23 protein-coding genes and 1 tRNA gene are annotated in these 23,651 nt (G+C 60.6%); 12 read left to right on the forward strand and 12 right to left on the reverse strand.

What is annotated here, in order from left to right; all coding sequences use genetic code 11:
* The first annotated feature begins 8 nt into the window (after window positions 1-8).
* The 3 genes from AX768_RS03090 to AX768_RS03100 are packed head-to-tail and all read left to right on the forward strand — an operon-like array spanning window position 9 to window position 2,733.
* Window positions 9-1,178: an ABC transporter permease subunit gene (locus AX768_RS03090; RefSeq protein ID WP_061998740.1), complete on the forward strand. Its 1,170-nt coding sequence runs from the start codon at window positions 9-11 to the stop codon at window positions 1,176-1,178.
* A gap of 26 nt (window positions 1,179-1,204) precedes the next feature.
* Window positions 1,205-1,981 (forward strand): ABC transporter ATP-binding protein, encoded by a 777-nt coding sequence (locus AX768_RS03095; protein WP_056351686.1) that lies wholly within the window; start codon window positions 1,205-1,207, stop codon window positions 1,979-1,981.
* A gap of 47 nt (window positions 1,982-2,028) precedes the next feature.
* A complete protein-coding gene (locus tag AX768_RS03100; protein WP_213777719.1) occupies window positions 2,029-2,733 on the forward strand; it encodes an ABC transporter ATP-binding protein in 705 nt (234 codons plus the stop codon).
* Window positions 2,734-2,780: 47 nt separating this feature from the next.
* Here the strand turns inward: AX768_RS03100 and AX768_RS03105 are convergent, their stop codons facing one another.
* The 3 genes from AX768_RS03105 to AX768_RS03115 all read right to left on the reverse strand — a co-directional run bounded on the left by AX768_RS03105 (window position 2,781) and on the right by AX768_RS03115 (window position 5,722).
* Window positions 2,781-3,209 carry a GNAT family acetyltransferase gene (locus AX768_RS03105; protein ID WP_061998741.1) on the reverse strand — a complete coding sequence of 143 codons (429 nt, stop codon included), beginning with the start codon at window positions 3,207-3,209 and terminating at the stop codon, window positions 2,781-2,783.
* The gene (locus AX768_RS03110; RefSeq protein WP_061998742.1) at window positions 3,206-4,390 is read right to left on the reverse strand and encodes an acetylornithine transaminase; all 1,185 of its coding nucleotides are present in this window, start codon (window positions 4,388-4,390) and stop codon (window positions 3,206-3,208) included. The genes AX768_RS03105 and AX768_RS03110 overlap by 4 nt, the downstream gene beginning before the upstream one ends.
* 300 nt (window positions 4,391-4,690) lie before the next feature.
* Entirely contained in the window at window positions 4,691-5,722 is a 1,032-nt protein-coding gene (locus AX768_RS03115) for a CDP-6-deoxy-delta-3,4-glucoseen reductase (protein ID WP_061998743.1), read from the reverse strand.
* Between the two features lie 59 nt (window positions 5,723-5,781).
* Between AX768_RS03115 and AX768_RS03120 the strand changes: the two genes are divergently transcribed.
* Window positions 5,782-6,858 carry an NAD-dependent epimerase/dehydratase family protein gene (locus AX768_RS03120; protein ID WP_062000731.1) on the forward strand — a complete coding sequence of 359 codons (1,077 nt, stop codon included), beginning with the start codon at window positions 5,782-5,784 and terminating at the stop codon, window positions 6,856-6,858.
* Here AX768_RS03120 and AX768_RS33200 read toward each other — a convergent pair.
* The 3 genes from AX768_RS33200 to AX768_RS03130 form a co-directional block, all read right to left on the reverse strand.
* Window positions 6,824-7,000, reverse strand: coding sequence for a hypothetical protein (locus AX768_RS33200; protein ID WP_172811918.1), 177 nt, complete (start codon window positions 6,998-7,000; stop codon window positions 6,824-6,826). The genes AX768_RS03120 and AX768_RS33200 overlap by 35 nt on opposite strands.
* A gap of 113 nt (window positions 7,001-7,113) precedes the next feature.
* Complete coding sequence (locus AX768_RS03125) at window positions 7,114-7,986, reverse strand: alpha/beta hydrolase (protein WP_197672644.1); 873 nt, start codon at window positions 7,984-7,986, stop codon at window positions 7,114-7,116.
* Between the two features lie 64 nt (window positions 7,987-8,050).
* Complete coding sequence (locus AX768_RS03130; RefSeq protein WP_061998744.1) at window positions 8,051-8,764, reverse strand: pseudouridine synthase; 714 nt, start codon at window positions 8,762-8,764, stop codon at window positions 8,051-8,053.
* Between the two features lie 235 nt (window positions 8,765-8,999).
* Here AX768_RS03130 and poxB point away from each other — a divergent pair, with 235 nt between their 5' ends.
* The gene (gene poxB / locus AX768_RS03135; RefSeq protein WP_061998745.1) at window positions 9,000-10,721 is read left to right on the forward strand and encodes a ubiquinone-dependent pyruvate dehydrogenase; all 1,722 of its coding nucleotides are present in this window, start codon (window positions 9,000-9,002) and stop codon (window positions 10,719-10,721) included.
* An 85-nt stretch (window positions 10,722-10,806) separates the two neighbouring features.
* The gene (locus AX768_RS03140) at window positions 10,807-11,103 is read left to right on the forward strand and encodes a hypothetical protein (protein WP_061998746.1); all 297 of its coding nucleotides are present in this window, start codon (window positions 10,807-10,809) and stop codon (window positions 11,101-11,103) included.
* Between the two features lie 68 nt (window positions 11,104-11,171).
* On the opposite strand, the gene AX768_RS03145 is transcribed toward AX768_RS03140, so the two are convergent.
* Together AX768_RS03145 and AX768_RS03150 are read right to left on the reverse strand one after the other, a co-directional pair.
* Complete coding sequence (locus AX768_RS03145) at window positions 11,172-12,833, reverse strand: NYN domain-containing protein (RefSeq protein ID WP_442857241.1); 1,662 nt, start codon at window positions 12,831-12,833, stop codon at window positions 11,172-11,174.
* 93 nt (window positions 12,834-12,926) lie between these two features.
* Window positions 12,927-13,841: a LysR family transcriptional regulator gene (locus AX768_RS03150; protein ID WP_062000732.1), complete on the reverse strand. Its 915-nt coding sequence runs from the start codon at window positions 13,839-13,841 to the stop codon at window positions 12,927-12,929.
* A gap of 115 nt (window positions 13,842-13,956) precedes the next feature.
* Between AX768_RS03150 and AX768_RS03155 the strand changes: the two genes are divergently transcribed.
* Entirely contained in the window at window positions 13,957-14,994 is a 1,038-nt protein-coding gene (locus tag AX768_RS03155; RefSeq protein WP_061998748.1) for a zinc-dependent alcohol dehydrogenase family protein, read from the forward strand.
* A gap of 255 nt (window positions 14,995-15,249) precedes the next feature.
* Here AX768_RS03155 and AX768_RS03165 read toward each other — a convergent pair whose 3' ends face one another.
* The 4 genes from AX768_RS03165 to AX768_RS03180 form a co-directional block, all read right to left on the reverse strand.
* Window positions 15,250-15,543, reverse strand: a complete 294-nt coding sequence (locus AX768_RS03165) for a hypothetical protein (RefSeq protein ID WP_143325560.1) — start codon at window positions 15,541-15,543, stop codon at window positions 15,250-15,252.
* A 189-nt stretch (window positions 15,544-15,732) separates the two neighbouring features.
* A tRNA-Leu gene (locus AX768_RS03170) sits at window positions 15,733-15,817 on the reverse strand.
* A gap of 122 nt (window positions 15,818-15,939) precedes the next feature.
* On the reverse strand, window positions 15,940-17,100 hold the full coding sequence (locus AX768_RS03175; RefSeq protein ID WP_061998751.1) for an ABC transporter substrate-binding protein: 1,161 nt from the start codon (window positions 17,098-17,100) through the stop codon (window positions 15,940-15,942).
* A gap of 40 nt (window positions 17,101-17,140) precedes the next feature.
* Entirely contained in the window at window positions 17,141-18,082 is a 942-nt protein-coding gene (locus tag AX768_RS03180; protein ID WP_061998752.1) for a CysB family HTH-type transcriptional regulator, read from the reverse strand.
* A 221-nt stretch (window positions 18,083-18,303) separates the two neighbouring features.
* Here AX768_RS03180 and AX768_RS03185 point away from each other — a divergent pair, with 221 nt between their 5' ends.
* The 5 genes from AX768_RS03185 to AX768_RS03205 all read left to right on the forward strand — a co-directional run bounded on the left by AX768_RS03185 (window position 18,304) and on the right by AX768_RS03205 (window position 23,646).
* A complete protein-coding gene (locus AX768_RS03185; protein ID WP_061998753.1) occupies window positions 18,304-19,983 on the forward strand; it encodes a nitrite/sulfite reductase in 1,680 nt (559 codons plus the stop codon).
* 12 nt (window positions 19,984-19,995) lie between these two features.
* Window positions 19,996-20,532: a DUF934 domain-containing protein gene (locus AX768_RS03190; protein ID WP_061998754.1), complete on the forward strand. Its 537-nt coding sequence runs from the start codon at window positions 19,996-19,998 to the stop codon at window positions 20,530-20,532.
* Complete coding sequence (locus AX768_RS03195) at window positions 20,529-21,260, forward strand: phosphoadenylyl-sulfate reductase (RefSeq protein WP_061998755.1); 732 nt, start codon at window positions 20,529-20,531, stop codon at window positions 21,258-21,260. Before AX768_RS03190 ends, AX768_RS03195 begins: the two co-directional genes overlap by 4 nt.
* A 67-nt stretch (window positions 21,261-21,327) precedes the next feature.
* Window positions 21,328-22,290: a sulfate adenylyltransferase subunit CysD gene (gene cysD / locus AX768_RS03200; RefSeq protein WP_062000733.1), complete on the forward strand. Its 963-nt coding sequence runs from the start codon at window positions 21,328-21,330 to the stop codon at window positions 22,288-22,290.
* A 30-nt stretch (window positions 22,291-22,320) separates the two neighbouring features.
* Window positions 22,321-23,646 carry a sulfate adenylyltransferase subunit 1 gene (locus AX768_RS03205; protein ID WP_172811961.1) on the forward strand — a complete coding sequence of 442 codons (1,326 nt, stop codon included), beginning with the start codon at window positions 22,321-22,323 and terminating at the stop codon, window positions 23,644-23,646.
* Window positions 23,647-23,651: the final 5 nt, after the last annotated feature.

Below are 23,651 nucleotides of genomic sequence, written 5' to 3' on the forward strand. Positions count from 1 at the left end.
GACCAAGCATGACTTCAATTCAACCAATCGAGCCGTCGACCACGCTCATCCCTGAAAGAAAAACGGCGAAGAATTACGCGGTTACCGTGCTGGTCGCAGCGCTCGTGATCCTCGCGCCGATGATCATCGGCGCCGCGGGCGGCAATTACTGGGTCCGCGTGCTCGACTTCGCGATGCTGTACGTCATGCTCGCGCTGGGCCTGAACGTGGTGGTGGGTTTCGCCGGGCTGCTGGACCTGGGCTACATCGCGTTCTACGCCGTGGGCGCTTATGTGGCCGCGTTGCTTTCGTCGCCGCAACTGACCTCGCAGTTCGAGTGGATCGCGCACCTGTTCCCCGGCGGCCTGCACGCGCCGATCTGGGTCATCGTGCCCTGCGCGATGGCGCTGGCCGCCACGTTCGGCGTGCTGCTGGGTGCGCCTACGCTTCGTCTGCGCGGCGATTACCTCGCCATCGTGACCCTGGGCTTCGGGGAAATCGTCCGGATCTTCATGAACAACCTGGATCGTCCGGTCAACATCACGAACGGGCCGAAGGGGATCACGGGCGTCGATCCGGTGTCGTTGTTCGGGTTTGATTTGTCGAAGACGCATTCGTTGTTCGGGTTCAACTTCCCGTCCGTCTACAACTACTACTACCTGTTCGTGCTGTGTTCGCTCTTCGTGATCTTCGTGTGCGTGCGCTTGCAGCACTCGCGGATCGGCCGTGCATGGGCCGCAATCCGCGAGGACGAAATCGCCGCAAAAGCAATGGGCATCAACACGCGTAACGTGAAGCTGCTGGCGTTTGCGATGGGTGCGTCGTTCGGCGGTTTGTCGGGCGCGATGTTCGGCACGTTCCAGGGATTCGTATCGCCGGAATCGTTCACCTTCTGGGAATCGATCGTGGTGCTCGCCTGCGTGGTGCTCGGCGGCATGGGCCACATTCCGGGCGTGATCCTGGGTGCGGTGCTGCTCGCCGTGTTCCCGGAATTCCTGCGCTCGACCATGGGTCCGCTGCAGAACGCCATCTTCGGTCATCAGATCGTCGATACCGAAGTCATCCGCCAGTTGCTGTACGGCCTCGCGATGGTGCTGATCATGCTGTATCGCTCGGAAGGCCTGTGGCCGTCGCCGAAACATGAAGACAAGATCGCGAAGATCGCAAAGCGCGCCGGCAAGAAGCCGGTCCGCGCCTGACGCCACAAGAGAGCGGAGAAAACACAATGAGCGATAAACCCATTCGACTGTCGGTCAAGGGCGTGAACAAACGCTTCGGTGGCCTGCAGGCGCTGTCCGAAGTCGGCCTCGAAATCAGGGAAGGCCAGATCTACGGTTTGATCGGCCCGAACGGCGCCGGCAAGACGACGTTCTTCAACGTGATCACGGGCTTGTACACGCCGGATTCGGGCTCGTTCGTGCTTGATGGCACGCCGTACACGCCGACCGCCGTGCATCAGGTCGCGAAGGCCGGCATTGCGCGCACGTTCCAGAACATCCGTTTGTTCGGCGGCATGACCGCGCTTGAGAACGTGATGGTCGGACGGCATGTCCGCACGAAGCACGGCTTGATCGGCGCGGTGTTGCAGACGCCTTCGGAGCGTCGCGAAGAGAAGGAAATCAAGGAACGCGCACTGGAACTGCTGGAGTACGTGGGCGTCTTGCAATACGCGGACTACACGTCGCGCAACTTGTCGTACGGTCACCAGCGGCGTCTGGAAATCGCACGCGCCCTGGCGACCGATCCGAAGCTTCTCGCACTCGATGAACCCGCCGCCGGCATGAACGCAACGGAGAAAGTCGAACTCACGCGCCTGCTCGACAAGATCCGCAGCGACGGCCGCACGATCTTGCTGATCGAACACGATGTGAAACTGGTGATGGGATTGTGCAACCGGATGACGGTGCTCGATTACGGCAAGGTGATCGCCGAGGGTCTGCCGCAGGACGTGCAGAAGGACCCGAAGGTGATCGAGGCTTATCTCGGGGCAGGGGTTCACTGATGGCGACGACGAACGGTATGAATAACGGAATGGCCGCCGGCACGGCGATGCTCAAGATCAAGGGCCTGCAGGTGAGCTACGGCGGCATCCATGCGGTGAAGGGCGTGGATCTGGAAGTCGGGCAGGGCGAGCTCGTGACGCTGATCGGCGCGAACGGCGCGGGCAAGACGACCACGATGAAAGCCATCACGGGTCTGAAGCCGTATTCGGCGGGCGACATTGAATACATGGGCAAGTCCATCAAGGGCGTGCCCTCGCATGAGTTGCTCAAGCGCGGTCTCGCGATGGTGCCGGAAGGCCGCGGCATCTTCGCGCGCATGTCGATTCTGGAAAACATGCAGATGGGCGCGTACTTGCGCAACGACAGTGACGAGATTCAGAAGGACACTGATCGCATGTTCGGTTTCTTCCCGCGCCTGAAGGAACGTGCGGCGCAATATGCGGGCACGTTGTCGGGCGGCGAGCAGCAGATGCTGGCGATGGCGCGCGCGTTGTTGTCGCGCCCGAAACTGCTCTTGCTCGATGAGCCGTCAATGGGTCTCTCCCCAATCATGGTCGAGAAGATTTTCGAAGTGGTGCGCGAGATTTCTTCTGAAGGCCTGACCGTGTTGCTGGTCGAGCAGAACGCACGGCTTGCGTTGCAGGCGGCGAATCGTGGCTACGTGATGGATTCGGGTCTCGTCACCATGTCCGGCGACGCCAAGACCATGCTCGACGATCCGAAGGTTCGCGCGGCTTACCTGGGCGAATGACGCGTTGTTGATAAAAACCGCATGCCTTCATCAGGCATGCGGTTTTTTTACGCCTGAAGCCGTTTGCCGAGGCTCACGACTTCGTCCATGTGATACCCGAGCTTTGCATAGAAAGCCCGCGTCTCCGGCTTGTTCGCCATGATCTGCAGATTGAGCTTCGGACATCCAAGCGATGCAAGCGCCCGTTCCGCATGTTCGACCAGCGCCCGCCCGTAGCCGTTCCCGCGCTGATCCTCGGCGACGGCGAGCGAATAAAGCCATCCGCGGTGTCCGTCGTAACCCGTCATCACCGTCCCGATCACGCGCTCGCCCAGCACGCCGACAAAAAACAATTCGGGCTGCATGGCCAGCTTGTTCCGTATCGATAAACGCGGGTCCCGCTGCGGTTTTCCCGGTACCGCATACTCCGGAAAAACCTCCGACCAGAGCGCGAGCACGGCGTTCGTGTCGCGCTCATCGAAAATGCGGATGATCACAGCTTGTCGAGGATGGAACGCAGCATCGACAACATCTGGTCGATCTCGTCCTTCGTCACGTTCAGTGCCGGCATGAAGCGCAACAGGTTCGGGCGGGCGGCGTTCAGCAGCAAACCGTCCGGACCCATGTCGCGTGCCATTTCGACTATCTTCGGGCCGTTGTCGTTGTTCAGCAGCAGCGCGCGCAGCAATCCTTCGCCGCGTTCACCGTTAAAGCCGCGTTCCTCCGAAAGCTGCAGCAACTGCGCCTTCAGATACTCGCCGCGTTCACGTACGCCTTCGAGGAAACCCGGCGCCGTCAGTTGCGAGATCACCGAAAAACCGACGGCTGTGGTCAACGGATTGCCGTTGTACGTGCCGCCCTGATCGCCCGGTTCGAAGCATGCGACTTCCTTAGTCGACAGCAACGCCGCCAACGGCACGCCGCCGCCAATACCTTTGCCCAGCGTCATGATGTCCGGCTCCACGCCCGACAATTCATACGCGAACAACGTGCCGGCGCGGCCGCAACCGCTTTGCACTTCATCGACGATCATCAGCAGGTTGTGCTTCTTCGTCAGCTCGCGCAACGCCTGCATGAACTCGCGCGTGGCCGGGATCACGCCGCCTTCGCCCTGGATGGGTTCGAGCATGACGCCGACGGTTTTGTCGGTGATGAGTTTTTCAACCGATGCAATGTCGTTCAAATCGGCCTTCGGAAAGCCCGGCACTTGCGGTGCGTAAATGGTGTCCCAACCCGGTTTGCCCGATGCCGACATGGTCGCGAGCGTGCGCCCGTGGAAGCTGTGGTCGAAGGTGATGATCTCGTACGCGCCGCCCTTGAACTTCTTGCCCCACTTGCGCGCGAGCTTGATCGCGCCTTCGTTGGCTTCGGCGCCGCTGTTGGCAAAGAACACTTTGTCGAAGCAGCTATTGGCGCTCAGCAATCCGGCGAGCTGGGCCATGGGCGCGTTGTAGAACGCCGGCGACGGGTTGATCAGCGTGCGCGCCTGCTTGTTCAGGGCTTCGATCATGCCGTCGTTGCAATGGCCGAGACTGTTCACGGCCCAGCCCTGGATGAAATCCAGGTATCGCTTCTCGTTGTTGTCGTAGAGCCATGAACCCTTGCCGTGCGTGAACACGATCTCGGGACGGTTCGTGATGAACATCAACGATTCGACGGGATACTCTTGGAAATTCATGACGGCGGGCTCCACAAAAACAGCAAAGGAAAAAAGCGGCGAAGTTCAAGACGGCACCAGAAATGCAAAAAGCCACGGATGTCCGTGGCTTCATGGTGGCGAAATGTGCGCAGGCTTGAAATCAAGCGCCAATCCGTGACGAGCCAGCGGCATCCCTAAGGGAGCGGCGAGCGGCGACGTCGAAGATTGGTCTGGAGGCTGAGCATCTGCGAAGAATACGATAGGAAGTTCCTGCATGTAAACCGTGACGGCCGATTTTTATCGAACCGTCACGTCCTGGACCTTGACGAACAGACCCGATCAGACCGGATTCGCGAGATCGGCCGCGCTGGTGAAGGAGTCGGCGAAGAATTCGTCCTCCGGCAAGCGGTGATGATTCGTGAAGTCGCGTTGCGCCGATTCCACCATCACCGGCGCGCCACATGCGTAAACCTGGTACGCGCTCAAGTCTGGCAGATCTTCAATGACAGCACGATGGACAAAGCCGGTCCGGCCGGTCCATGCATCGGTTTCATCGGGTTCTGACAAAACCGGCACGAACGAGAAGTTCGGCACTTCTTTCGCCCATTGTTCGGCGAGCTCCATCATGTACAGGTCCTGCTTGCGGCGCCCGCCCCAATAAAGCGTCATGGGCCGGTTCAGGTTCTTGAACACCGCATGCTCGATGATCGCCTTGATCGGCGCAAAGCCCGTACCGGATGCGAGCAGGACGATCGGCTTCTCGGAATCTTCGCGCAGGAAGAACGTGCCGAGCGGGCCTTCGAAGCGCAGGATGTCACGCTCTTTCATGTTGCCGAACACGTGGTCCGTGAAGGTGCCGCCGGGCATGTGACGGATATGCAGCTCGATCGGGCCTTCATGGTGCGGCGGGCTTGCCATCGAATAACTGCGGCGCTTGCCGTCCTTCAGAATGAATTCGATGTACTGCCCGGCCAGATACTGCAGCCGTTCGTTCGCGGGCAACTGCAGCTTCAGCTCCACGACATCGGTGCCCTTGCGCTCGAGCGCGTTCACGCGGCAGGGCAGCTTCTTGACCTGGATGTCTCCTACGCCGGCGACTTCGCGCACGTCGACCACGAGATCGCCCTTGGGCGTCGCACAGCAGAGCAGCGCCATGCCGCGGGTTTTTTCATCGTTGGACAAGGCCGACGACGAATGCGGCGCCTGCTCCACCTCGCCGGACACGACCGTGCCCTTGCACGAACCGCAGGCTCCGTTCTTGCAACCGTAAGGAAGTCCGATGCCCTGGCGCAGCGCTGCGAGCAGCACCGCTTCGTCAGGTTCTACCTGAAACTGCCGGCCGCTTTGCCGGAGCGTAACGTTGAAAGCCATAGATCCTGGATGAGTTGGATGAAACAAAAGCCAAAGCGCTCGCGGCTACAATCGACAGCATGATCGCCACTCGAAAACTTCGCCGCGCGCGCGTGCTGATTGCCGGTTGCGGCGATGTCGGCATGCGCTGCGTGCCGCTACTCGCCCAACGCGCCGCCGCGCCCCGCGTGATCGCGTTGTCGAGCCAGCCCGCACGCGCCGCCGAACTGCGTGCAGCCGGAACGACGCCGCTCATTGGCAATCTCGACGATCGCCGCAGCCTGCGCCGCCTCGCCGGGCTTGCCTCGACGGTCCTGCATCTCGCACCGCCCCAAAAATCCGGCGATGACGACTTGCGCACCCGCGCACTGATCGCAGCATTAAGTGCGCCGCGACGTTCCGTGGCACGGGTTGCGACCACAGCGGTGGCCCGCCAACGAGCATGGCGCGGCTGGTTTCGTGCGACCTTTGCGCGCGGTGCCAGCACCACAAAAAGAGCGTCCATTGTACCCGAGCGGGTTTCGGATTCCCCTGCGCGCGGCCGGCCGATACGCGTGGTTTACGCGAGCACGTCCGGTGTTTATGGCGATTGCGGCGGGGCCTGGATCGATGAAACCCGTCCTGTGCGGCCGGACAACGGGCGGGCGAAACGGCGGGTATCGGCGGAAACGCAATTGCGCCGGGCGGCACGGCGCGGTCCGATGAGTGCATCGATTGTGCGGATTCCCGGCATTTACGCGGGCAACCGCTTGCCGCTTGCGAGGTTGCAGAAGGGGACGCCCGCTCTCGCGCCCGCGGACGATGTTTTCACCAATCACATTCATGCCGACGATCTCGCGGCCATCATGGTCCTGGCGATCCGGCGTGGACGGCCGCAGCGTGTGGTGCACGCATCGGACGACAGTGAATTGCTCATGGGCGATTATTTCGACCGCATCGCCGACGCTTATGGGCTGCCGCGCGCCCCGCGCGTTTCGCGCGAAGAAGCCGAAGCGCAACTCGAACCGATGATGCTCTCGTTCATGCGCGAGTCGCGACGCTTGAAAAACGCCCGATTGCGTCAGGAGATGCGTTACGCGTTGCAATATCCGAGCATCGACGACTTCTTGAAGCGCGTTGAGGTCACATCAGGACCGGCAGCGTCTCCAGCAGGATGAAGCACAGCAATGCGCCAATCAGCGCCCCGATCAGGTTCGGTTGGTACCGGTGGCGAAGGTGCATCGTCACCATCAAACCGGCGATAAACACCACGCTGATTGCCACGAACGCGATCATTGCAAGGCTCATGTGGGCGGCCATGACGGCCCTCCTGCTTTTTTTAATAGTCGTGAAAGCAGTATAGATTTAGGTCCGACGAAAGGCATGCTGCAGTGCGGCTACGGTGTTTGCGTTTTTGCAACGCTAACAAAAAGCTAGCGTGAATCGATGAACGCCGAGACATCCGCAAGTACGGTCGAGCGTCCCCGCAAGGGCAGCGCCAGCGCCGCGACGATCCGAACGTGGCTGAACCCGTCGTAGTGTTTCACTTCCACCGAATCACCATGTTTGCGCAGCACCGCTGCGAGACGGTCGGTGTTGCCAGGATCGACGGTGGTGTCGTCGGTGCCGGCGGCAAGGAACATCGGCGGTTCGTGGCCGGTGACGTAGTTGACCGGCTGGCTTTCCGGACGCGTGCTGGCCGGGAAGACATCGAGCAGCGTGCGATCTTGTATTGGCAGGAAATCGTAAGGTCCGGCGAGGCCGATCACGCCGCGCAGATCGGCCTTCGACATCGATTGCGACGCCAGATAACGCGGGTCCGTCGCAATCAGCGCCGCGAGATGCGCGCCGGCCGAATGGCCCATCACGAACAAGCGGTCCGGATCGCCGCCAAATTCCTGCGCATGATCGCGGGCCCAGCGCACGGCGGCAGCGGCGTCATCGACAAAACCGGGAAAAGCCGTCTCCGGATACTTCCGGTAATCGGGCAACACGGCTACGTAGCCACGCGAGGTCAGCGCCTGAGCTACGAAAAGGTAGTTGCTGCGGCTGCCGTTCTGCCAGCTTCCGCCGTAAAAGAACACGACGACAGGGCGCTTTTCACCCGGCGCGGCCGGTTGCGAGGGAACGTAGACATCGAGTTCCTGTTCCTCGTCCGAGCCGTAGGCGATATCGGCCGTTTTCCGATAACCGCTCGACGGAATCGCTGCGTTCAAAAGTCTGACAGGGCTGCATGCGGCGAGCGCCGTGGCGCACAAGCTGGCGAGACCGAGCATCAGGGTACGGCGTTTTTGTTGTACTGGCATGAAGTTCTTGATGCGAAGGGATGCCAGGATTTACGTTTGGCCGGCCCGGATGGATGCAGGGCGATCAGCTTTGCCTGAGCATTGCGAGATCGGCGTCGTTCAGCCAGCGCCATTGGCCTTCAGCGAGGTCGGGCGGCAAAGCATAGCCGCCAATGCGTTCCCGATGCAGTCCATCCACGCGATTCCCCGACGCCGCGACCATGCGCTTGACCTGGTGATACTTACCCTCCAGCACGGACAGTTCCAGCAGCCGTTCGCCGCGTTGATTTGCCGAGACGGCGGTGATCGGCTGCGACTCGCCGTGCAAAAGAACGCCTTCGCGAAGCGCGCCGAGCTGGGTCTCATCGAGTGGATGTTTGGTGGTTGCGAGGTAGACCTTCGGCACTTTCTTTTTCGGTGATGTGAACGCATGGACGAACGCGCCATCGTCGGACAAAAGCAGCAGGCCGGTCGTGTCCTGATCGAGCCGTCCGACGCACTGCACGCCACGCTCCGCGAGTTGCAGCGGCAGCAGGTGGAACACGCTCAAATGATGCTGCGGGTCCCGCGAGCATTCATAGCCTGGCGGTTTGTTCAGCACCAGATACGCTTTTTCGCGATACTGCCAGCGGACGTCATCGACATGGAACTCGAAGGACATCAAGGCATCCGGGGTAATCGTGGTGTCCGGATTGGTGCATGTCGCTCCGCCGATGGACACGCGCCCATCCGCGATCAGCGCGCGGCATTGCCGGCGTGAGCCAAAGCCCTGTGTGAAGAGAATGCGTTCGAGATCCATCGGGGCGTTGCCTGGCTCAAGTGAAGTGAAGCGAATCGAAGGGCGGGCGCACATTCTAGCAACGCGCATGAAAGGCCATTTTTCATGGATATGCCTTCCACTGCCGTCTATGCTTTTCCAACCAGTGAGAACGAATCACACGAGCTACGCAAATTACGCGAACCACGAAAGGAAGCTGAAACCGCATTGACGCATTATCGGTTCGACACCCCTCTTTTTCCTCAAGGAGCACGACATGGCAAAAAACACGGTCGCGGAATTTCTGGCGAAGACATTGGCCGCAGCGGGCGTCGAACGAATCTGGGGCGTGACGGGCGACAGCCTGAACGGACTTGCCTATAGCCTCGATCAGGTCGGCTCGATCAAATGGATGCACACGCGGCACGAGGAAGTCGCGGCGTTCGCGGCCGGCGCCGACGCTGCGTCGACGGGAAAACTCGCCGTCTGCGCCGGCAGTTGCGGCCCGGGCAACCTGCATCTGATCAACGGCTTGTACGACTGCCACAGGAACCAGCAGCCCGTCCTGGCGATCGCTGCGCATATTCCGTCGTCGGAGATCGGGCTCGGGTACTTCCAGGAAACGCATCCTACCGAACTGTTCAAGGAGTGCAGCCATTACGTCGAGCTGGTCTCGAACGCCGCGCAGTTTCCCCGCGTGCTCGCCCGCGCAATGCGCACGGCGATCGAAGAGCGCGGCGTGGCGGTGATCGTGCTGCCAGGGGATGTGGCGTTGAGCGAAGCGCCTGCCGAGACGCCATCGTGGTCGTCGACGGGTCCTTCGACCATCCTGCCTTCGGATATCGATATTGAAAGGCTCGCGGCCATGCTGAACGAGTCGGACGCCGTCACGCTCATGTGCGGCAGCGGCACTGCCGGCGCGCACGACGAAGTCGTCGCACTCGCGGACGCGCTCGGCGCACCGGTCGTGCATGCAATGCGCGGCAAGCAGTTCATCGAATGGGACAATCCGTATGACGTCGGCATGACGGGGCTGATCGGCTTCAGCTCGGGTTATCACGCCATGATGTCCTGCGACACGCTGCTACTGCTCGGCTGCGATTTCCCGTACCGCCCGTTTTATCCCACCGACGCCAAGATCATCCAGGTCGACTGGCGCGGCTCGAAGCTCGGCGCGCGCGCGCCCTTGTCGCTCGGATTGGTGGGAACGGTGAAGGAAACGGTCGCGGCCGTGTTGCCGAAGATCACGCGCAAGCCGGACCGCGGTTTCATCGATACCGCGCGCAAGCACTACGCGTCGGCGCGAAAGGGACTCGATGAACTCGCGACACCCTCGGGTCCCGGCCGCCCGATCCATCCGCAATACCTGACGAAGCTGATCAACGAAGCAGCCGACGAAAACGCCATCTTCACCGCCGATGTCGGCACGCCGACCGTCTGGGCGGCGCGCTACCTGACGATGAACGGCAAGCGGCAGCTTCACGGCTCGTTCAACCACGGCTCCATGGCGAACGCGATGCCACAGGCGCTCGGCGCGCAAGGCGCGCATCCCGGGCGGCAGGTGATCTCGTTGTCGGGTGACGGCGGTTTGTCGATGCTGCTCGGCGACTTGTTGAGCGCCCGCCAACTCCAGTTGCCGATCAAAGTGGTGGTTTATAACAACAGTCTGCTCGGCTTCGTTTCCATGGAGCTGAAGGCCGCTGGTTACCTCGATACCAACGTCGATCTGGCCAAGACCAACTTCGCGGCGATCGCGCAGGGCGCGGGCATTTTCAGCATCCGCGTGGAAGAGTCGGAGGACATCGCAGAGGCGCTGCAGAAGGCTTTCGCGCACCCGGGGCCGGCGTTGGTGGACGTGGTGACAGCGAAACACGAACTCGCCATGCCGCCCAAAGTGGAACTGGCGCAGGCAAAAGGCTTCAGCCTCTACATGCTGCGCGCGATCCTGAACGGTCGCGGCGACGAAATCGTAGAGCTCGCGAGGACTAATTTTCGATAGGAATATTCTGATTTCGTTGAAATTCTGGTTATTTCGAACAACAATGCGATGCTGCAATCGATTTACAACTCCAGGGAGATTGGCAATGAAGAAGTTCTCGCAGATCGCATTGGTTGGTGCACTCGCATTTGCGTTTGCAGGCGCGGCAATGGCTCAGGGAGCAGGCGGTGGCGGTGGTTCGAAGACCGACGAAAGCAAGCCGCCGGTCAGCCCAGTTGAACCGAAGCCGCATCTGCCGCATTTGAAGCATCATAAGAAAGCGGCATCGGAAGCTGGCGGTACTACGCTGCACAAGCAGGACAAGGCATCGCACATGAAGGGCGCATCGGCGGCTATGGCTGCATCGGCGATGGGCACGAACGACAAGGGCGCACCGCAATAAGCGGCCCTGAAGTAGATACGAAGAGCGGCACGCGTGAGCGTGCCGCTTTTTTTATCGCCGTCGCGAGCTTACTCTTCGCTGGTCGCCGCCACTTTGGAGCGACTGCGTGGCGTAGTCTTGCGAGACGCTTTTTTCGCCGCTGTCTTCTTGACCGCGGGTGCTTTTTGGGACTGGACGGTATCAGGGGCATCGACGTTTGCATCCGGCTCCGCATGGGTCGGCGGTGCCGCAGCTTTCTTCGATGCCACCTGACGCCCGCGCCTTGCCGCGCCGCGCTTCGGTTGCGGCGCCTCGGTGATCTCGCTCAGCAACGCAAGCGCTTCTTGCTCGCGCTCCTCGATGGCGGGTATCGGAGCAATGGCCGGTTCTTCGACAGTCACCGGCGCATGATCGAAGAAGGGCGGTTCAGCCTGGACGTTCGGCGCATCGGCGAACAGCGGTTCGCGGACCTGCTGCGGTCGCGCGTTGCGTCCATTCCTGCGATTACGCTCCCGGCCTGATCCTTGACGCGACTCGGCCTGAACTTCGGGTTGCGTCGCGGGGTGCGCTTCGGGCTCTTCTTCATAAAACGGCGATACCGGGCGCTTTGACTGCTCGCTCGGCTCGCTTCTGCGATGCCATTCGTCACCAAAGTCGGTTTGTGCTTCGATCGGGGCATCGGCTTGCGCTTCGGAAGGTGCCTCGGCTTGCGCTTCAGCAGGCATATCGGCCTGCGCCTCGGCGAAGAGCGGTTCGGAAGCCTGAGGCCGCGTGTTGCGTCCCCGCCGGCGATTGCGCTCGCCACCTGGTCTCGCCGCCTGACGGTTTTCCGCCGCGACAACCGGCGCTTCGACTTCGCGCACCGTTTCGACTGCAGCGACCGTCTGCGTCCTGTACACGAACGCGCCCGATTTCTCGTCGCGCCCGACTTCCAGCAACCCACGCGACTGCGCTTCCTCCAGCAAATTGCCGAACGCGCGGAAGCCGTAGTACGACTCGTTGAAATCAGGCTTGCGCCGCTTGATCGCGCTCTTCAAGACCGATGCCCAGATCTTCCCGCTTTCGCCGCGCTCGGAAGCGAGGTCATCGAAGGTTTCAACCGCAATCGCGATGGCTTTCGCCTTGCGCGCTTCGATTTCCTGCTTGGGCTGGCGGTCTTCGTCGGAGCCGCGCTTGTTCGATGAAGACGCCGTTGCCGCCGCCGCATTTGCATCGCGCGCGTCGCGTGCTTCACGGGCCTCGCGCGCTTCACGTTTGGCGATGGCGCGTTGCTGCTCGCGCACGAGGTCATCGTAGAAAATGAATTCGTCGCAGTTCGCGACGAGAAGATCGGAGGTCGAGTTTTTGACGCCCACGCCGATCACTTTCTTCGCGTTCTCGCGCAGCTTCGAGACCAGCGGTGAGAAGTCCGAATCCCCGCTGATGATCACGAACGTATCGACGTGGGACTTCGTATAACAGAGGTCGAGTGCATCGACCACGAGGCGGATATCCGCCGAATTCTTGCCCGACTGACGCACGTGCGGAATTTCGATCAGCTCGAAACTCGCTTCGTGCATGGCGGCTTTGAAACCCTTGTAGCGATCCCAGTCGCAGTAAGCCTTTTTCACCACGATGCTGCCCTTGAGCAGCAGACGTTCGAGCACCGGCATGATGTCGAACTTGTCGTACTTCGCGTCGCGCACGCCGAGGGCGACGTTTTCGAAGTCGCAAAACAACGCCATGCTGACGCTTTCGGGGAATGAGGCCATAGAAACTCCAGCAGAATGCCGGGCGTACACGGCAGTATTAATGTGCGCACATGATATCTGTTTGTGCGGCGCGGTTTGCGGCGTGAAAAACAATCAGCACGCGGAATGGAGTGTTGGCGCGGCCGGCGGAAAACATCGCTCACATATGAAGTCGATGAACACCCGCAATTTCGGAGCCACATGTTTGCCCGATGGCCACATGATGCGAAACGTCCCGCCGCTCTGCGCGCAGTCGTCGAGCACGTCGACCAGCCGGCCCGACGCCAGATGCTCGTGGATCGCGAAATCCGGCAGATAAGCGATTCCCACGCCCTGCAACGCGAAGCAGATCCGCGCTTCAAGGTTGTTGCAGACTATCGATGGCGGCAGTTGAAAGTCGGTTTGCACTTCGTCCCGGTGAAGAGGCCAGACCTCCAGCTTTCCTGTATTGGGATATCGGAACTGAATGCATGTGTGCTGCATCAGATCGTTTGCGCTCAGAGGTTTCCCATGTGCCTCAAAATACGCGGGCGAGCCGACCAGCAGCATGTGGTACGCGCCCATGCGCCGGCTCGTGAGACGTGAGTCGAGCACATCGCCGGTGCGAATGACGGCATCGAATCCTTCTTCGATGATATCCACCTGCCGGTCCGTGAAATCCAGATCCAGGTCTACGGCCGGATAAGCCAGTTTGAAGCCGGCGATCACATGCAGGAACGGCTCGGTGACAAGCGGCAGGCTGACCCGCAAGCGGCCCCGCGGCGCGACATTCACCTGCGACAACTCGGCTTGCGCCGCCTCGATTTCAGCGAGGATGCGGCGGCTGCGCTCAAGGAACAGCGCGCCTTCGGAGGTCAGGGTGACGCTGCGCGTGCTGCGGTGAAACAGCCGCACACCGAGCCTTTCCTCCAGCGCGCTCACACGCTTGCCGACCGCCGAGGCCGATACCCCGAGCAACCTGCCCGCCGCCACGAAACTTCGTGTCTCCGCGACTTGCACGAATACGTTGAAGGCGCTGACGCTGTCCATCTTCATCTCCCGATTACGGAGACAAATCTCCGCATAGAGCGGAACTCTACCCTACTTACTCCGGAACCCGGCGCTGCCTAGCATTAGACATCGCCAATTACGGAGTCCAACGCTCATGAACACCACCATCAATCGCTGGGAAGTCCCGTCGCTGGGCCTCGATAAACTCGCTTTGCGCATCGCGCCTCGTCCCGTGCCAAAGCCGGGCGATATGCTCGTGCAGGTCGAAGCGGTCTCGTTGAATTACCGCGATGCCGAAGTCGTCGACAACGGCATGGGCAACACTCTGGAATTTCCGTTCACGCCGGGTTCCGACATGGCCGGACGCGTCGTGGAACTGGGCGAGGGCGTGACGCGCTTTGCGGTCGGTGATCGCGTGATTTCGGCCTACATTCCGGGCTGGATCGATGGCGCTCCACGCTCATGGGCCGAGGCGCCCACGCAAGGCGGACCGCTGCCCGGCATGCTGGCCGAGTTCATCGCGACGCCGGCGGAGTGGTGCGTGGCGGCGCCGGCATCGCTGACGGCGGCCGAGGCCAGCACGCTGCCCGTCGCGGCCGTGACGGCGTGGATGGCGCTCATCGAGCTAGGTCATCTGAACGCCGGTCACACGGTTGTCGTGCAGGGAACCGGCGGCGTGTCGCTATACGCGGTCCAGCTTGCGGCGGCGAACGGCGCGACGGTGATCATCACCAGCAGCAGCGACGAAAAGATCGCCCGCGCGCTCGAACTCGGCGCAACGCACGGCATCAACCGCCACAAGACGCCCGATTGGCAGCACGAAGTCCGCAAGCTGACTCATGGCCGTGGCGCGGAACACATCCTCGAGATGGCCGGCGGCGATAACCTCGCGCGTTCGCTTCAGGCCGTGGCGACGGGCGGCCGGATCTCGGTTATCGGATTGCTGGAATCGGATCGGCTCACGCTGCCTATCCTGCAGTTGCTTGGCAGCAGGGCATCGGTGGTGGGAATCGCGGTCGGGCCGCGCCGCGTACTGGAAGACGTGGTGCGCATGATCGACCGGCACGAGATCAAGCCGGTTATCGATGCGGTGTATCCGTTTTCAGAAGTGCCGCAAGCGTTCGAACATCTGAAGCGTGGTCCGTTCGGCAAGGTCGTGGTGCAGGTCGCCAAACCAGGACCCACGCGATAAAACCCGCCATCGCGATGCCGTATATTGCGCTGGGTTTGTTCTCTGCACACGCGGTGTCGCTGGCGTTCGTGGAACATCGTTTGGTCTTGTGCTCGGCATACCCGCGACAACCCGGGTCGCCGACAAGTTTTCCTATGAGGCGTCGTCCCTGTTCTGCGCGGCTGTGGATTTTTGCGGCGCTGCCGATGGTGGTGATCGTGGCGAAGGCCGCGATGTTCGGCGCGCATGCTCAAAGGCGGGGTGTGTCGGCCCAGCTTAGTTGATCCGTCCGTAGCCCATGTCTTGCAGGAGCATGGCGTAGGCGCGTTGTTCGTCGCCGCCGCACTCGGCGATCAGGCTTTGCCAGTTGCGTCGCGCGAAGTAGCGGCGAATCACGGAAAAGACCGCAAAGCGCATTGCCCATGCAACGATAGTCAGGCCAATGTACTGGACACCGGGCAAGAAGTACCACGCGCTCAGGGTGAAGCCGGTGAGGACGAGCGTGGCCAGCACCATTAGCGCGTTGACCGTCGCCATCTGTACATAGAGTCTTCGCGCTGGGTCTGCCATGTCGCTCTCATCGCTTGCGTTGCCTTGTACGCCCGGAAAGCAATGCATTTCCCGAGACCATGGAAGACTTTACGGCAAATTTTGAGGAAACTTGAGAACGCCGGTTCGTATTCGTGTGGGAACGAACATGGGCCGCAGCCAAGAGAGGCTTTTGCGTGTGGACTCAGATAAGGACTTCAGATATTTGCGTGGTGCCCGGGGCCGGAATCGAACCGGCACGCCTTGCGGCGGGGGATTTTGAGTCCCCTGCGTCTACCAATTTCACCACCCGGGCAAACAGCATTTGAACTTGCCAGCAGACCCGGAGTAAATCCGACGCCAACCGGCAAGTCAGCGATTATGCCTAAATTCGTTTGCGGCGGCAAGCCTCTGAACGTCTGCCCCGGATAACACAGTTCACTGGCTCAAATACGTGAACTGGCCGTTTTTGATGATGCCCATCACGCTCGCCCGCTGGTCCAGCCCGACGTGATCCGTGACGCTGGTGCTGACCACGCCGTTCGGCACGACCAACTCATGCGCGTGTTCCAGTTCCGCGCGCAACGCAACGCGAAACGCCGGCGTTCCAGATTGCCCGGCCTTCAACGCGCGCCCGACTGCATCCTGCAAGCGCGGATAAACACCGGCTGCATCGCCGGCAAACTGGGTCACCGTGCCTTTGCCGTACCTGGCCTCGTAAGCATCGACGAAAACAAGCGCCGCTTTCTTCGATGGATGATCCGCCGGCAACGTCCGCGCGACCACGACCGGTTGTGTCGGGAAGAGCGTGCCTTCCACGTCCTTGCCGCCGAGCTTGATGAATTCCGGCGTCGCAATGCCGTGCGTCTGGTAGATCGCGCCCTTGTAGCCGCGCTCGACCAGCGTGCGCTCGGGCAATACGGTCGGCGTACCCGCGCCCGCAATCAGCACTGCGTCCGGCTTCGCTGCCATCAGCTTGAGAATCTGGCCGGTCACGCTGGCATCGGTGCGATTGAACCGCTCGCTCGCGACCACCTTGATATGCCGAAGCTCGGCGAACTTGGAAAACTCGTTGAGCCAGCTATCGCCGTAACTATCGGCGAAACCAATGAAACCCACCGTCTTCACGTTGCGATTGACCATCGTGCGGGTCATCACGTCGGCCATCGCGCGGTCTGTCTGGGCCATCTTGAACGCCCACACTTTCTTGCCTTCCTGCGGCTCGACCACCGATGCCGATCCGATCAGCGTGATCATCGGCGTCTGGTATTCCGCGACCGGATCGAGCGCCGCGAGCGCTGCCGGCGTGATGTTCGGTCCGACGATGACATCGACCTTGTCTTCGGTAATCAGCTTGCGGATATTGCGCACGGCGGCGCCCGGGTCCGATCCGTCATCCAGGATGATGTATTCGGCCTGCTGACCCGCGATGGTCTTCGGCCACATCAGCATTGCGTTCTTGCTCGTGATGCCGATAGCGGCCGCTGGCCCCGTACTCGACAAGTCGATGCCAACCTTCAACTGCGCGCTGGCCGCTGCGCTAAAAAAAGCGACCGCGCTGAACACGAGCGCCGGCCGCATGAACTTCGACAACTTCATTGGATGGTCTCCGCGAAGAGGTGTGGTTAGGAAAATTCGATCAAAGCTCGTAGCTTTCGTGCTCGCCCGAAAGCGCCTGTTCTATGAGCTTGCGGTTCATGGAAGGCGAAAGCAGTTCAACGAGCGTGTATACATAACTGCGTAGATACGCGCCTTGTTTCAATGCGAGCCGCGTGACGTTGGTGCCGAAAAGATGACCAACGGGCATCGCGCGAAGATGTTTGTCGCGTTCCGGGTTGAAAGCGATGTCCGCGAGAATCCCTACGCCCAATCCGAGTTCCACATACGTCTTGATCACGTCGGCATCGATTGCTTCCAGCACGATGTCCGGCGTCAGGTGGCGCAGCGCGAACGCCTGATTGATCTTCGAGCGGCCGGCGAACGCATTGTCGTACGTGATGATCGGGTATTGCGCCAGGTCGTCGAGCGTCAGCAGCTTGCGCTCGAGCAGTGGATGATCGGGCTGTACCACGGCCACGTGATGCCACTGGAAACACGGCAACGAGACCAGTTCCTTATAGTTGGCGATTGCCTCGGTCGCGATCGCGATGTCCGCCTGATCGTGGATGACCATTTCGGCAACTTGCGTCGGGCTTCCTTGCAAGATCGAAAGGTGGACCTTGGGAAAACGCTTCTTGAACTCGGCGATGGCGGTCGGCAACGAATAGCGCGCCTGGGTGTGCGTGGCGGCAATTACGAGGTTGCCCTGGTCCTGCGCGGCATAATCCTTACCGACCCGTTTGAGGCTCTCGACTTCCTGCAAGATTTTTTCCACCGATGCCAGGATAATTCGCCCTGGCTCCGTCAGCGAACGTACCCGTTTGCCATGACGTGTGAAGATTTCGACTCCGAGTTCATCCTCGAGCTCGATGATTGCCTTCGATACCCCCGGCTGCGACGTAAACAGCGCTTTAGCAGCTTCGGTCAGGTTGTAGTTCTGCCGGACGGCTTCGCGCACGAAGCGAAACTGGTGCAGATTCATATATAACCCATCCGCATATCAAAGTAATTTATCAGTCGTTTGCAATATATAGGAAGTTTATTACCATCGAGACAATTTTTCCAATATCGATATCTGTATTTGTCATAAGCAAATGAGGGCAATGTCCGAACGGCATTGCGGCGCATGACTCTACTGATATTGATGTGCGGCGTGGCTAGGACGCCGTACTGACGGAACTACTAAAAACTGGGGCCCCCCGAATGTATCAATACGATCAGATCGACCAGAAAATCGTCGACGAACGCGTCGCTCAATACAGCGACCAGGTGCGCCGACGTTTGTCCGGCGAGTTGAGCGAAGAGGAATTTCGTCCGCTGCGCCTGCAGAACGGTCTCTACATGCAGCGCCATGCGTATATGCACCGCATCGCGATTCCTTACGGCAATCTGCGCAGCGACCAGATGCGCATGCTCGGCACCATCGCGCGTGAGCACGACCGCAATTACGGCCACTTTTCGACGCGCACCAACATTCAGTTCAACTGGATCCAGCTCGAAGAAACGCCCGAGATCCTGCGCAAGCTGGCGTCGGTGCAAATGCACGGCATTCAAACGTCAGGTAACTGCATCCGCAATATCACGGCTGATCAGTTCGCCGGCGTGGCGCCCGATGAAATCGTCGATCCGCGTCCGTGGGCGGAAATTCTCCGTCAATGGTCGACCTTCCACCCGGAGTTCGCGTGGCTGCCGCGCAAGTTCAAGATCGCGGTGAATGGTTCGGTGGAAGATCGCGCGGCCGTGCAAGTGCACGATCTGGGCGTGTATCTGAAGAAGAACGAGGCCGGTGAAGTCGTCGCGAGCATCCTGGCGGGCGGCGGTCTGGGACGCACGCCGATCGTCGGCGCGGTGATCAAGGAAGATCTGCCGTGGCAGCATCTCCTGACGTATTGCGAAGCCGTATTGCGTGTGTATAACCGCTACGGCCGCCGCGACAATATGTATAAGGCGCGTATCAAGATCCTCGTGAAGGCGCTGAGCCCCGCCAAATTCGCGCAGCAAGTGGAAGAAGAATGGGCCCACTTGAAGGACGGTCCTTCCACGCTCACGCAAGAAGAGCTTGACCGGGTATCGCAATTCTTCGCTCCGCCCGCATATGAAAAGCTGCCGGACACGGATGCATCGTATGAAAAGCATCTGATCGACAGCAAGCCGTTCGCGCGCTGGATCGAACGTAACGTGCGGCCGCACAAGGTGGCGGGGTATGCGTCGGTGACGTTGTCGCTGAAGCCCACGGGCATTGCTCCCGGCGATGCAACGGACGTGCAGATGGAAGCCGTCGCCGATCTCGCCGATGAATATTCATTCGGTGAAATTCGCGTCTCGCACGAGCAGAACCTGATCCTCGCGAACGTGAAGAAGCGCGACTTGCATGCGGTGTGGGAACGCGCGAAGGCCCTGGGGTTTGCGACATCGAATATTGGTTTGCTGACCGATATCATCGCGTGCCCGGGCGGCGATTTCTGCTCGCTCGCCAACGCGAAGTCGATCCCGATTGCACAAGCCATTCAGGAACGCTTCAGCGATCTCGACTACGTATATGACCTGGGCGATCTGACGCTGAACATCTCCGGTTGCATCAACGCGTGCGGTCATCATCACATTGGCAACATCGGTGTTCTTGGCGTCGATAAGGACGGCTCGGAGTGGTATCAAGTGACGCTTGGCGGCGAGCAGAGCTCGGGCGCAACGGGCGCGCATCTGGGCCGCGTGATCGGCCCGTCGTTCTCGGCGGAAGAGATGCCCGACGTGGTGTCGCAAGTCATCGATACCTTCGTTGAGAATCGCATTGAGGGCGAGCGTTTCATCGAGACGTACGGCCGTATCGGCATTGCGCCGTTCAAGGAACGCGTGTACGCGTCGCGCCAGCCGGCGCATGCCTGAGGAATAAAGCACATGGCTTTGATTATCAAGAATCGCGAAGTGGTTGAAGACACCTGGCACGTGGTGCGTGCCGGTGAAGACGGTACGCTGCCTGCTGTAGACGCGTTGTTGCCCGGCAAGGTGATCGTGCCGTTCACGTGGTGGAAAGCGCACAAGACATCGCTGGGTTCGGCGCACAAGAAAGAGCCGATCGGCGTCTGGCTTGCTCCCGACGACGAACCCGCTGAACTGGTCGAAGACTTCGACAAGATCGCGCTGATCGCGGTGGACTTTCCGAAGTTCAGCGATGGCCGCGGTTTCAGCATCGGCCGTTTGCTGCGCGAGCGTTATCACTGGAAGGGCGAGTTGCGCGCCATTGGCGACGTGCTGCGCGACCAGTTGCGCTTTCATGAACGCTGCGGTTTCGACGCGTTCGCCGTTCGCGCCGACAAGGACATTCACGACGCGTTGAACGCGTTCAGTGAACTGAGCATCCCGTATCAAGGCGCGGTCGACGATCCGAACCCGCTGTTCCGCCGCCGGGAAAAAGCTGCCGGGGCCGCTGCATGAATGTCGAACTGCAAGCCAAAGTCGAACGCCTGGACGCGTTGCTCGATTCCATCGCGCAACGCCATGCGAACGTCAAACTAGCCAGCAGCCTTGCCGCCGAAGACATGTTGCTCACACACGCGATTCTTTCGCGTGGGGTGAAGATCGGCATCTTCTCGCTCAACACCGGTCGTTTGCATGCTGAAACGCTCGGCATGCTCGATCGCGTGAAGGAGCGCTATGGCTACGACATCGAACAGTTTCACCCGCAGCCGGAAGCGGTCGAAGAATACGTTCGCGACCATGGCCTGAACGCCTTCTATGAAAGCGTCGATTTGCGCAAAAGCTGTTGCGGCATTCGCAAGGTCGAGCCGCTCAATCGTGCGCTGAGCAACGTGAGCGCATGGGTCACGGGTCAGCGCCGCGAGCAGTCGGTGACACGCGTGGAACTGCATGAAGAAGAACACGATGCACCGCGCAGTATCGCCAAGTTCAATCCGCTTGCGGACTGGACCGAGGCAGAAGTCTGGGATTATCTGAAAGCCTTCGATGTCCCCGTGAACCCGCTGCATGCGCGCGGTTATCCGAGCATTGGCTGCGAGCCATGCACACGCGCAATCCGTCCGGGCGAAGACAGCCGGGCCGGCCGCTGGTGGTGGGAGTCGCGGGATACGAAGGAATGCGGCTTGCACGTCACGAACATCAAGATCGTGGAAGACCGGAGCGTCGCGCCCAGTTCGGCGCTCTGAACGTATTTGATATTGACGCACGGCGCCTCCACCTGGTGCCGTGCAAAGTAACCGAGGAACGACGCATATGAGCAGCACGCTCGATTCAACAGTCAACGCGCCCATCGCCAATCGCGGGACGCGGATGGACCATCTGGACTGGCTCGAAGCAGAGTCGATTCATATCCTGCGCGAACTCGTCGCCGAATGCAGCAAGCCCGCGCTGCTGTTCTCGGGCGGCAAGGATTCGGTCGTCGTGCTGCATCTTGCGTTGAAGGCGTTTGGCCTGGGCGCGGGCCGCAAGACCGTGCTGCCGTTCCCGCTGGTTCATATCGATACGGGCCACAACTTCAATGAGGTCATCGACTTCCGCGATCGCCGCGCCGCTGAAATTGGCGCTGAACTGGTGGTCGGTCATGTCGAGGATTCGATCAAGAAAGGCACCGTGCGCCTGCGTCGCGAAACGGACTCGCGTAACGCGGCCCAAGCTGTGACGTTGCTAGAGACCATCGAAGAACATGGTTATACGGCGCTGATCGGCGGCGCGCGTCGGGATGAAGAAAAGGCCCGTGCGAAAGAACGCATCTTCTCTTTCCGCGATGAGTTCGGCCAGTGGGACCCGAAAGCACAGCGCCCGGAATTGTGGAGCATCTATAACGCGCGTTTGCATAACGGCGAGCACTTGCGCGTGTTCCCGATCTCGAACTGGACCGAACTGGATATCTGGCAATACATCGGACGCGAGAAGCTTGAGTTGCCGTCGATCTATTACGCGCACGATCGCGAGATCATCCGACGCAACGGCTTGCTCGTGCCACTGACGCCGCTTACGCCGCTGCAGGAAGGGGAAGTATCGGAAGTGGCGCAAGTGCGTTTCCGTACCGTTGGCGACATCAGTTGCACGTGCCCGGTTGCAAGCGACGCCGACGACGTCGAGAAGATCATCGCGGAAACGGCCGTGACGGAAATCACGGAACGCGGCGCCACGCGCATGGACGATCAAGCATCTGAGGCGGCCATGGAAACGCGCAAGAAACAAGGTTATTTTTAAGCCTCACGCTGGCACAAGGAACAGGGAAACATCATGAGCATTCATCAACCCGAAGACCTCGGCGTGTTGCGCTTCATCACCGCGGGCAGTGTGGACGACGGCAAGAGCACGCTGATCGGCCGCTTGCTGTTCGACAGCAAGGCGGTGTTGTCGGATCAGTTGTCGGCGTTGTCGCGCGCGAAGAACAAGCGCACCGTCGGCGATGAAATCGATCTGTCGCTGCTGACCGACGGCCTCGAAGCCGAGCGCGAGCAGGGCATCACCATCGACGTGGCATACCGCTATTTCGCGACGGCGAAGCGCAAGTTCATCATCGCCGATACCCCCGGACACGAGCAGTACACGCGCAACATGGTGACGGGCGCATCCACGGCGCATGCCGCGATCATTCTCGTGGACGCCACGCGCGTCACGTTCAAGGACGGCGTTGCGCAATTGCTGCCGCAGACCGTGCGTCATAGCGCGATCGTCAAGTTGCTCGGGCTGCAGCACGTGATCGTCGCGATCAACAAGATGGACCTGATCGACTTCAGCGAGTCGCGTTTCAACGAGATCCGCGATGCTTATGTCGAGCTCGCGCGCCGGCTCAATATCAGCAATGTGCGCTTCGTGCCGGTATCGGCGTTGAAGGGCGACAACATCGTGACCGCCAGCGAACGCATGCCGTGGTACGCGGGCGAACCGCTGCTCGATCTGCTCGAAGCATTGCCGGTAGCGCAGCCTGTCGAACAGGCGCTGCGCTTTCCGGTGCAATGGGTCGCGCGTCAGGACGGCAACAAGGCCGACGATTTCCGCGGTTACATGGGGCGCGTGGAGTCGGGCGAAGTGAAGCTCGGCGATTCCATCACCGTGCTGCCTGCCAACCGGGATGCCACGGTGGCCGAGATCATTGCGCCGGTGCCGGGCGGTGTCGGGCAAGTAGATCGCGCATTCGCGGGCCAGACGGTGACCATCCGCCTTGCGGAAGATATCGATGTCTCGCGCGGCGATACGTTCGTGCCGCGCAACGCGACCGGCGTGAAGGTGGAGCCGGCGAAAAAGCTCGATGCCGACCTTTGCTGGTTCGACGAAGAACCGCTTTCACCGCAACGCAAGTACTTGCTCAAGCAGACCACGAACACGGTGTTCGCGCGGATCGGTGCGATCAAGGAAGTGCTTGACGTGCATACGCTGTTGCATTCGGTTGATCGTCGTGACCTGAACATGAACGACATCGGCCGCGTGGCGCTGACGCTGCAAAAGCCGATCGTCTGCGATGCCTACGATACGCATCAGGGTACGGGCGCGTTTGTTCTTATCGATGAAGCGACGCATCACACGGTTGCGGCCGGGATGATTCGCTCGTTCTCAGCCTGAGCAAT

It is taken from the genome of Burkholderia sp. PAMC 28687 (assembly GCF_001577465.1).
In the GTDB taxonomy this organism is placed as follows: Bacteria; Pseudomonadota; Gammaproteobacteria; order Burkholderiales; family Burkholderiaceae; genus Caballeronia.

Coding starts and splice junctions, on each gene's coding strand:
- AX768_RS03090 (WP_061998740.1), top strand. CDS start 9: ATGACTTCAATTCAACCAATCGAGCCGTCGACCACGCTCATCCCTGAA.
- AX768_RS03095 (WP_056351686.1), top strand. CDS start 1,205: ATGAGCGATAAACCCATTCGACTGTCGGTCAAGGGCGTGAACAAACGC.
- AX768_RS03100 (WP_213777719.1), top strand. CDS start 2,029: ATGCTCAAGATCAAGGGCCTGCAGGTGAGCTACGGCGGCATCCATGCG.
- AX768_RS03110 (WP_061998742.1), bottom strand. CDS start 4,390: ATGAATTTCCAAGAGTATCCCGTCGAATCGTTGATGTTCATCACGAAC.
- AX768_RS03115 (WP_061998743.1), bottom strand. CDS start 5,722: ATGGCTTTCAACGTTACGCTCCGGCAAAGCGGCCGGCAGTTTCAGGTA.
- AX768_RS03120 (WP_062000731.1), top strand. CDS start 5,782: ATGATCGCCACTCGAAAACTTCGCCGCGCGCGCGTGCTGATTGCCGGT.
- AX768_RS33200 (WP_172811918.1), bottom strand. CDS start 7,000: ATGGCCGCCCACATGAGCCTTGCAATGATCGCGTTCGTGGCAATCAGC.
- AX768_RS03125 (WP_197672644.1), bottom strand. CDS start 7,986: ATGCCAGTACAACAAAAACGCCGTACCCTGATGCTCGGTCTCGCCAGC.
- AX768_RS03130 (WP_061998744.1), bottom strand. CDS start 8,764: ATGGATCTCGAACGCATTCTCTTCACACAGGGCTTTGGCTCACGCCGG.
- poxB (WP_061998745.1), top strand. CDS start 9,000: ATGGCAAAAAACACGGTCGCGGAATTTCTGGCGAAGACATTGGCCGCA.
- AX768_RS03140 (WP_061998746.1), top strand. CDS start 10,807: ATGAAGAAGTTCTCGCAGATCGCATTGGTTGGTGCACTCGCATTTGCG.
- AX768_RS03145 (WP_442857241.1), bottom strand. CDS start 12,833: ATGGCCTCATTCCCCGAAAGCGTCAGCATGGCGTTGTTTTGCGACTTC.
- AX768_RS03150 (WP_062000732.1), bottom strand. CDS start 13,841: ATGGACAGCGTCAGCGCCTTCAACGTATTCGTGCAAGTCGCGGAGACA.
- AX768_RS03155 (WP_061998748.1), top strand. CDS start 13,957: ATGAACACCACCATCAATCGCTGGGAAGTCCCGTCGCTGGGCCTCGAT.
- AX768_RS03165 (WP_143325560.1), bottom strand. CDS start 15,543: ATGGCAGACCCAGCGCGAAGACTCTATGTACAGATGGCGACGGTCAAC.
- AX768_RS03175 (WP_061998751.1), bottom strand. CDS start 17,100: ATGAAGTTGTCGAAGTTCATGCGGCCGGCGCTCGTGTTCAGCGCGGTC.
- AX768_RS03180 (WP_061998752.1), bottom strand. CDS start 18,082: ATGAATCTGCACCAGTTTCGCTTCGTGCGCGAAGCCGTCCGGCAGAAC.
- AX768_RS03185 (WP_061998753.1), top strand. CDS start 18,304: ATGTATCAATACGATCAGATCGACCAGAAAATCGTCGACGAACGCGTC.
- AX768_RS03190 (WP_061998754.1), top strand. CDS start 19,996: ATGGCTTTGATTATCAAGAATCGCGAAGTGGTTGAAGACACCTGGCAC.
- AX768_RS03195 (WP_061998755.1), top strand. CDS start 20,529: ATGAATGTCGAACTGCAAGCCAAAGTCGAACGCCTGGACGCGTTGCTC.
- cysD (WP_062000733.1), top strand. CDS start 21,328: ATGAGCAGCACGCTCGATTCAACAGTCAACGCGCCCATCGCCAATCGC.